At 50.3% G+C, this 7,752-nt stretch carries 7 protein-coding genes; 2 read left to right on the top strand and 5 right to left on the bottom strand.

Annotation, left to right across the window (positions count from 1 at the left end; translation table 11 throughout):
• Positions 1 to 556: 556 nt before the first annotated feature.
• On the bottom strand, positions 557 to 1,567 hold the full coding sequence (locus tag FHC48_RS22635) for a RepB family plasmid replication initiator protein (protein WP_000200069.1): 1,011 nt from the start codon (positions 1,565 to 1,567) through the stop codon (positions 557 to 559).
• Between the two features lie 740 nt (positions 1,568 to 2,307).
• On the opposite strand from FHC48_RS22635, the gene sopA reads away from it, so the two are divergent.
• Positions 2,308 to 3,474 carry a plasmid-partitioning protein SopA gene (gene sopA, locus FHC48_RS22630; RefSeq protein WP_000523812.1) on the top strand — a complete coding sequence of 389 codons (1,167 nt, stop codon included), beginning with the start codon at positions 2,308 to 2,310 and terminating at the stop codon, positions 3,472 to 3,474.
• The gene (locus FHC48_RS22625) at positions 3,474 to 4,445 is read left to right on the top strand and encodes a ParB/RepB/Spo0J family plasmid partition protein (RefSeq protein WP_000817038.1); all 972 of its coding nucleotides are present in this window, start codon (positions 3,474 to 3,476) and stop codon (positions 4,443 to 4,445) included. Before sopA ends, FHC48_RS22625 begins: the two co-directional genes overlap by 1 nt.
• A 775-nt stretch (positions 4,446 to 5,220) precedes the next feature.
• On the opposite strand, the gene FHC48_RS22620 is transcribed toward FHC48_RS22625, so the two are convergent.
• The 4 genes from FHC48_RS22620 to umuD all read right to left on the bottom strand — a co-directional run bounded on the left by FHC48_RS22620 (position 5,221) and on the right by umuD (position 7,606).
• Entirely contained in the window at positions 5,221 to 5,526 is a 306-nt protein-coding gene (locus tag FHC48_RS22620) for a hypothetical protein (protein WP_000534920.1), read from the bottom strand.
• A gap of 53 nt (positions 5,527 to 5,579) precedes the next feature.
• On the bottom strand, positions 5,580 to 5,831 hold the full coding sequence (locus FHC48_RS22615; RefSeq protein WP_000181753.1) for a hypothetical protein: 252 nt from the start codon (positions 5,829 to 5,831) through the stop codon (positions 5,580 to 5,582).
• A 78-nt stretch (positions 5,832 to 5,909) separates the two neighbouring features.
• Complete coding sequence (locus FHC48_RS22610; protein ID WP_220420612.1) at positions 5,910 to 7,181, bottom strand: Y-family DNA polymerase; 1,272 nt, start codon at positions 7,179 to 7,181, stop codon at positions 5,910 to 5,912.
• Positions 7,181 to 7,606 carry a translesion error-prone DNA polymerase V autoproteolytic subunit gene (umuD, locus tag FHC48_RS22605; protein WP_001776124.1) on the bottom strand — a complete coding sequence of 142 codons (426 nt, stop codon included), beginning with the start codon at positions 7,604 to 7,606 and terminating at the stop codon, positions 7,181 to 7,183. The genes FHC48_RS22610 and umuD overlap by 1 nt, the downstream gene beginning before the upstream one ends.
• Between the last annotated feature and the right edge of the window lie 146 nt (positions 7,607 to 7,752).

Genomic DNA, 7,752 nt, shown 5'->3' with positions numbered 1-7,752 from the left:
AGCCTAAATAGGCTGATTCGATGTGTTTGCGGGAAAAAAATCGGCCCAGATCCGCGAAATTTTAATCAGCGAGTCAGCTTGGGAAGAAATGACCTGCTTATTCGCACCTTCCCTAGCCAACACCTTTCTGCCATTCGGCTCCCGTTTCCTGATCGCATTTAACAGTGTGAAGCTGGCGCCGGGTTATACAGACAGCTGCAGTCTCATCCTGCCGGGCTAAACCTGCAGTACACAGGGGAACGGATACCGTCAGGTAACATGACCGTCTCAGCACCCGATTGAGATTTTCGTAAGGGATATAGAGCGTTACTGAAAAATTGACTGTGGCATGTTATCCCCCATGGAATGGTGAACAGACCAGGGATTACCCCCATTAAACCCGCATTCCGTAGTCAATATCTGCGTATCATGACCCGAAATCACATATGACAGTCAATATTGTTCGATCCGGGCAGACATGATAGAGAATAAATATTGACTGCGGTATGCGTGATGCATATCACAGTCAATGGAATGTCCTTAGCGGCATACGGCAGTCATGATATGCATATCGCAGTCAATTTTCTGGCTTCATCGCTGAGAGGGCTTCAGCCAGTTTAAGAGGATCGATGCCAGCAGCCTTCAGCGCCTTAATGACTTCGTCATAATTTTGCTCTGGCGCCTTCTCTTCTTCCTCTTTGCGCGGAACCTTCACAGGACTACTGATGAGTTTGGGGTTGCGATAATGCACGCTGAAATAGGTGGCTCGGCCACGTTTAAACTCGGTGTAATCCAGATAACCAATATCACGCAGCTGCTCCATCGCCTTACGCACCGTGTGGTTCTGTGTATAGACATTTGAGGTGAGATTCAGCCGGTCACGCATCCGTTTCATGGAAATAGGTGCAGGATTCTGGGGAAGACTTTCGATGTAGGTATAAAGCGCCTGGGCTGATTCCTTGCGCTGCAGGGCGTCAATGGCTTTCAGCCGCAGCAGTACCCTTCTGTCCATGTGGTAAAGCTCAAACAGCTTAGGTTCAGCCTTGATCTCAACGATATCCTCGTTGATGTCATAATAGGCTGACTGCACCAGATGGGTGGTCCATCCTTTGGTCTCGCTCTGGAACTTCAGCGTAACCGAGGCGAGTTTAAACAGGGAATTACTGATGCGATCGCGCATTTTTTTGTTTGAACGACGGGAGTCAAATCCGCACATCTTAACGAATTCGACGAACGACAGTTCCAGGGTGTCACTTTTTACCCCATACTCCGACATGGAGCGAATTATCCCCAGCCAGACTTTAAAATCCGTGTCCATATCAAGACGCGAACCGGTGATCTTAACGTCAGTGTATCCTTCGCTTTTGGCAATGGCCAGCTGTACAAGCTCCTCAGTCGCGTCTGTAACGTTTTTCCGGTTCGCCTTGCTCTTCCCTGTTGATTTCAGAGTTGGGACGAAGAGACCGAGTCTCATGAGCGCTACTGGCTGCACGGTACTGGTGCTGTTGACATCCAGCTTAACAACTTCACCGGTTGTCTTATCAACTTCCTGAAGGTTCAGAAGTAAGCTATTATTTTCGCTCGTCATCTTGATCCTCAACGGTTATCCACAAAAGGATGTAGTAATACGTATCGCAGTCAACGGATATACATACCTCAGTAAATACCGTTGCATATCACAGTATTAGATTATGCATATAACAGTCAACATTTTACATTCCGCAGTCGATCCAGACAGACGTTAAAGCCAGTTACAGCGCATGCTGGAGCGATCCGGGGATCTCTTTTGGATCTCACTATGATCTCCTTGGGATCAATTATTGGATCGAGACCATGAATAACCCAGATACAAGGCCGGAAGCGCCACACCAGATATCCAGAACCCTGGCCTGATTTTCCTGAATACGCTCTGGAAGATTGAGATCTACAGGTACAACAATGAAACATTGACTGCGGTATGCTGAGTCGTCTTTCCTACAGATGCGGTAAGCATCATACCATAGTCAATATATTACATACCGCAGTCAATTTCATTATAACTGGCTGATCCCGAGTCATCTTTAGCAACCCGACGTACGTGCAATCTGTGAGTTCTGTGATTTTCTGCTTCCTCGCCGCTTTCTCACTGTGTGAGATCGCTTACTGCGGCGAGCGGCAGTGATTAATATTGACTGCGGTATGTACTCTTTTGTAATCCCCTGCGTTCTTTCATTACCCAATGTGGTTCACTTTGCACTTTTTCGTGTGCTTTGCGATTTTATTGTTGCTTTGCAATAAATTCCAAGATTTAATAAAATAATGCAAAGTGATGATTAAAGGATGTTCAGTATGGGACTCATGGATACACTCAACCAGTGCATAAGTGCTGGTCATGAAATGACGAAAGCAATCGCCATTGCACAGTTTAATGATGACAGTCCGGAAGCCCGGAAAATAACCCGGCGCTGGAGGATTGGTGAAGCGGCAGATTTAGTTGGCGTGTCATCTCAGGCTATCAGGGATGCCGAGAAAGCTGGCCGGCTGCCGCACCCTGATATGGAAACCCGTGGGAGAGTTGAGCAACGCGTTGGTTATACCATCGAACAAATCAATCACATGCGGGATGTATTTGGTACACGACTGCGCCGTGCTGAAGATGCGTTTCCGCCGGTGATTGGCGTTGCAGCTCACAAAGGTGGTGTTTACAAAACCTCAGTATCCGTTCACCTGGCTCAGGATCTTGCTCTGAAAGGACTCCGTGTTCTGCTTGTTGAAGGCAATGACCCACAGGGAACTGCTTCTATGTATCACGGATGGGTGCCCGATCTTCATATTCATGCTGAGGACACTCTCCTGCCCTTTTATCTTGGGGAAAAGGATGACGCCAGCTACGCTATAAAGCCCACCTGCTGGCCTGGCCTTGATATCATCCCGTCCTGTCTGGCACTGCACCGCATTGAAACCGAGCTGATGGGGAAATTTGACGAAGGCAAATTACCTGCTGACCCGCACCTGATGCTCCGTCTGGCCATTGAAACTGTCGCTCATGATTATGACGTGATAGTTATCGACAGTGCACCCAACCTTGGTATCGGTACGATAAATGTTGTATGCGCTGCTGATGTTCTGATTGTCCCTACTCCGGCAGAGCTGTTCGACTACACCTCCGCACTGCAGTTTTTCGATATGCTTCGTGACCTGCTTAAGAACGTGGATCTTAAAGGCTTCGAGCCAGATGTCCGTATTCTGCTTACCAAATACAGTAATAATAATGGCTCACAGTCCCCGTGGATGGAAGAACAAATTCGGGATGCCTGGGGAAGCATGGTCCTTAAAAATGTTGTGCGCGAAACGGATGAAGTCGGTAAAGGTCAGATCCGTATGAGAACCGTTTTTGAACAGGCTATTGATCAACGTTCTTCAACCGGTGCCTGGCGTAATGCCCTCTCTATCTGGGAGCCTGTTTGCAATGAGATTTTTGATCGTCTGATTAAACCACGCTGGGAGATTAGATAATGAAGCGTGCTCCTGTCATTCCAAGACATACCACACATACTCAATCGACTGAAGATACTTCATCACCGGCGCCGGCCGCGCCGATGGTGGATTCATTAATTGCGCGCGTGGGTGCTATGGCCCGCGGTAATGCAATCTCTCTTCCGGTATGTGGACGGGAAGTGAAATTTACCCTTGAGGTGCTCCGGGGAGACTCTGTTGAGAGCGCTTCACGCGTATGGTCAGGCAATGAGCGCGATCAGGAACTACTTACCGAAGATGCTCTGGATGATCTCATTCCTTCATTTTTACTGACCGGTCAGCAGACTCCAGCTTTCGGCCGCCGGGTTTCTGATGTCATAGAAATTGCCGACGGCAGCCGTCGCCGTAAAGCCGCAATCCTGACGGAAAGTGATTATCGCGTTCTGGTTGGTGAACTGGACGATGAGCAGATGGCTGCATTGTCCCGACTGGGTAACGATTATCGGCCGACGAGTGCTTATGAACGTGGCCTGCGTTATACAAGCCGGCTGCAGAATGAGTTTGCAGGAAATATTTCTGCGCTTGCCGATGCGGAAAACATCTCTCGTAAGATCATTACCCGCTGTATCAATACGGCCAAATTGCCTAAATCCGTTGTTGCCCTGTTTGCACATCCTGGAGAACTGTCTGCCCGGTCAGGTGAAGCCCTTCAGAAGGCTTTTGCAGATAAAGAAGAATTACTGAAGCAGCAGGCTGAGACTCTCCACGATCAGAAGAAAGCGGGACTAATCTTTGAAGCTGAAGAGGTCATTAGTCTTTTAACATCCGTACTGAAACAATCTCCCGCATCAAGAGTTAATCTGAGCTCACGTCATCAGTTTGCTCCAGGGGCAACAGCATTGTATAAGGGCGATAAAATGGTGCTTAACCTGGATAGGTCCCGCATTCCTGCGGAGTGTATAGAGAAAATAGAAGCCATTCTTAAGGAGCTTGAGAAACCAGGAGTCTGATGCGGACACGCTTTAGTCTACGGTGATCTCCCTTTACTTCATTTCCTTTCTCACAGGCCAGAAAACATAACTGGCCTGAATATTCTCTCTGGGACCACGGTCCCATCTGTATCGCCGCTCAGGTTATCTCCCTGGGACCACGGTCCCACCTGCGTCGTCGGTCAGCTTATCTGCCTGGGACCACGGTCCCACCTGTATCGCCGGTCAGGTTATCTGCCTGGGACCACGGTCCCACCTGCATCGTCTGTCAGCTTATCTGCCTGGGACCACGGTCCCACCTGCATCGTCGGCACATTATTAGTTAGGGACAACGGTTCAATCAATGCCTGTCACGAACAGGTATTGGCTTGTCGCCAGCAACCCGTTGAGCGGAGTAATCACGCAGCAGGACGGCTGTTACAGGCGATGGTGAAAGCTCTGTTGGGATCTGAACGAAGCATGTTGAGTGAAATTTGCAAAATTTCGCAGAGTATGCGGCTTCATCTTTAAATTTCCGCCAGCATTTTTAAAGCCAGCTACCGACGCTGCGCGTTGGCCGGCCCTTCGTCCGGCGGGTAACCAGTACCGGCCGATCTTACGACCCTGGATGAACATCATCCCGTCAGCAGCGTCTCCACTGTGATGTCGTTTTTCACACTGTCCGATCACAAAATAGAACGGGCAGGGACAACATATGGTAGGAAAAGCAGCTGCCAGAGACACAATATATTGATTACCCACAGTAACGGGGGATAACCATGTGGGTAACATATTGAAAGTGCAACACGTTATCTGATTAATTGACTTTGTAAACGCCGCTGAACCATGAAAAAAAACCGGGGGAATCATCACAGCGCATAAACATACCGTTTTGTTTTTGGGTGACGGCAAGGAGGCCCCTTTTATCACCACATACCTTGTCAAAGGTTTCCATTTCTATCCTTATCAGGCTCTTGTCGTTATTTTCAGGAGAGATCCGGAGATGTTTTGTCAGCCAGACAGGATAGGTATCAGCGTTACGCCAGTACTGCAATTCAATCACTGAAGCCATTCCCCAGACAGCGAAGTATAAGAAAACCACACCTGCGATTTTGCTACCCATATTGTTCCTTAACATTGGCTTAATACATTCCTTGCTCCTCGCACCGGAGCACATCACAGATACTGATTGAGATCCACTTCACGCAGCGGCTGGTTTTGACGTTCTGTTATCGTTTGCACCAGGTCTTTTTCGTCCAGCTCATCGAGCATTTGTTCATACAAAGCCGCGGGCACACAATAAAAAACAGGGCGGTTACGGTCAATTATCTCGACCGGGTAGCCGCCGCGGGCACTGGCGGTGGCCACCGGATCGTTTTTAAGTTCGCTGACGCTGGCAGTCACATCACACAGAATGATATTTGTCATGGTTCCCCCCTGAGACAAGTCACCTGTATGATCGGTAAAGTAAGCTCTGGCGGCAAGTCCCTTCTGTCATTTCAACGGTCAGAAACGGGCAACCGGCAGCTCCTTCCAGCGTGTGGTATATGCCGGTGACAGCATCTCCCGTTTCATCTGCCAGTCCGGCGCAATACCCCGTCCGGCAAACCAGACTTTCCCGAGTCCGGAATGATTAATGCCGTCGAGTACCTTCATCAGCGCATCGCTGTGCGGCCGTGGCTGCACGTCATCGAACAGATTCAGCTGCGCGACGCCGTTCGGACTGAAATCATTGAGCATTATCCCCGCTTTTGCGTAGCGGTGGCCATCGAGCCAGATCCTGTCCAGAGACCTGACCGCTGCCGCGATAATGTCCCGGGTGTCACGGGTAGGGGTGTTCAGTTTTTCCGTGGCCACGTTACCGTAATACGGCTCATTAACCGCAAAAGGGGATGTCTTGATGAAGGTGCTGATATGCCGGCAGTACTGTCGCTCACCGCGCAACTTTTCCGCCGCGCGCTCGGCATACTGGCAGACGGCCTGGCGCATTTCTCCGTAGGTGGTGATCCGCTGCACGAAGCTGCGACTGCAGACAATCTGCTGTTTCGGCGGCGGCGCTTCCTCCAGCGAAATGCAACTCTCGCCGTTCAGCTCACGTACCGTGCGCTCCAGCACTACGTTGAAGTTTTTCCGGATAAATGTAGGGTTCGTCAGCGACAGCTGCAGGGCGGTGGTGATCCCCATAACGTGCAGCTTTTTCGCTATCCGGTTCCCCACGCCCCAGATTTCTTCCACCGGCTGCAGGCTGAGTAATTTTGCCGTTCTGCGTGGATTTTCGGGCGACAGCGCCAGCACCCCACTGAATTGTGGCCATTCCTTTGACGCCCACTGCGCCGATTTGGCCAGTGTTTTTGTGGCGCCGAAGCCGACACCGATCGTCAGTCCGGTTCCACTGAGAACATGCCCACGCAGCTGCCTGCCAAAATCCTCCAGATCCATACAGTGGCTAATTCCCCGGGCATCCAGGAAACATTCGTCAATTGAGTATTGTTCGACGCGGGGCGACAGCTCTTCCAGCAGGGCGACCACACGGTTACTCAGGCTCGCGTAGAGCTCGTAGTTGCTGGAAAAAACGTACAGTTTTTCAGGAAACTGCGCCTCTTTGAGCTGGAACCAGGGGGTTCCCATCTTTATACCCAGCCGTTTGGCTTCAGCACTCCGGGCAATAACGCAGCCATCGTTGTTACTGAGAACGACGACAGGTTTGCCGCGCAAATCCGGCCTGAAAACCTTCTCGCAACTGGCGTAGAAGGAGTTGACGTCTGCCAGGGCGAACATCAGTCTGCCCTCCGGGTTTTATGAATGAAGGCCGTCACCACGCCGAAAATTTGCAGAGTTTCCGGATCCGGGTACAGGGAAGGGAAGTCCGGGTTCATCGCCTGCAGGGCTGGCCGCGGCGTCAGAAGCAGGCGTTTTACCGTAAATTCACCCTCAATTTCCGCGATAACAATATCCCCGTGCCGCGGCTGTTCTGCTTTATCCACGACCATCAGATCGCCGGAATAGAGGCCAATATCAGTCATTGAGTTGCCAATCGCTCTGACAAAATAGGTGGAGTGGCGCCGGTGAATGCAGTACTCATTCAGATCCAGTTCAGACTCAGTATAGTCTGCTGCCGGTGACGGAAAACCCGCAGGGCATCGCTCTGTGAACAAAGGAATTTTTACTATGCTGGCTTCTGATACTGCAGGAATGAACTTCATCGTTTTTTCCCTCGCTTAAAACTGTATATATATGGGTCTTCCCCGATCATGGTGGGAAGGCTCAGAACGCCATATTCAGCTTTCCGTAGTGGAACATCACCCCCAGTTTAAAGCGCTCCCGGTTTCGGTATCCCCTGGCTTTTATC

This window comes from Enterobacter sp. EC_50, assembly GCF_019584525.1.
Taxonomy (GTDB): domain Bacteria; phylum Pseudomonadota; class Gammaproteobacteria; order Enterobacterales; family Enterobacteriaceae; genus Enterobacter; species Enterobacter roggenkampii.
This window is presented reverse-complemented; position numbering and strand designations above follow the sequence as displayed.